Below are 749 nucleotides of genomic sequence, written 5' to 3' on the forward strand. Positions count from 1 at the left end.
GATTTTTCCAAGCTTTAAGCTTTTATCCATGGAAGAACGTTTAACGTTGGAACTGCGCTTCATCGTTTCTCCTAGTACGTCATACAAGCAGCATTCAACATGCCGACCGATATAGAAACCGCCGCAAGTACAATGCCTGCAGGCAGCTCATCTTTTTCGATACGCTCAGTAACTCTTGGCAGCAAAATAAAACGCACGATGGCAAATGCGATGATTTGCGCAAGCATGGCAACAACGCCCCAAACCATAAAGTCGACAATGTTGACTGAGTTTTTTGCCGCACCCGAAATCGCAATACAATAACCCAGAAAAGCGCCACTCAACGCCACTGCGGCTGCGGTATTTTGCTTTTCCTTGATCAGATGCCATTCATCATAAGGCGTAAGCTTGACGTAGATGAACTTAAACGCCAAAACAAAAATAATGGATACTGAGAAGTAGAGTAAAAAGTTTGGAAAACCTGCTAACAGGCCGGCAATCATGTGCATTATTGTTCCTTGTTCATTTCTTTCCATGCAAAATCATCAATACGTTCATCTGCAATGTAAAACAGCTTGGTACCCGGTGGCACTTCCGCATCTAAATCTGGGTTGAGTTGGATACCGTTGCCGATATCAAACGCAATCAACGTCGCGTGGTGACACTTTTTGATAAAGCCAAAGATGCTCTCAATGGTGGTGATAGGTTGATTCTCAGGATAAATGACTGAGTACTGTGTCATCCCACGGGTGGATGCCAGTAATTCTTGG

The 749-nt window shown here is 44.1% G+C and carries 1 protein-coding gene and 1 pseudogene; both read right to left on the bottom strand.

Annotated features, from left to right (window positions below):
* Positions 1–71: 71 nt before the first annotated feature.
* The gene (locus tag R7190_RS27105; RefSeq protein WP_005459831.1) at positions 72–488 is read right to left on the bottom strand and encodes a DUF350 domain-containing protein; all 417 of its coding nucleotides are present in this window, start codon (positions 486–488) and stop codon (positions 72–74) included.
* Positions 488–749, bottom strand: a pseudogene (locus tag R7190_RS27110) (two pore domain potassium channel family protein); the annotation flags it as partial. The pseudogene R7190_RS27110 and the gene R7190_RS27105, both read right to left, overlap by 1 nt.

It is taken from the genome of Vibrio sp. 1078-1, assembly GCF_033340475.1.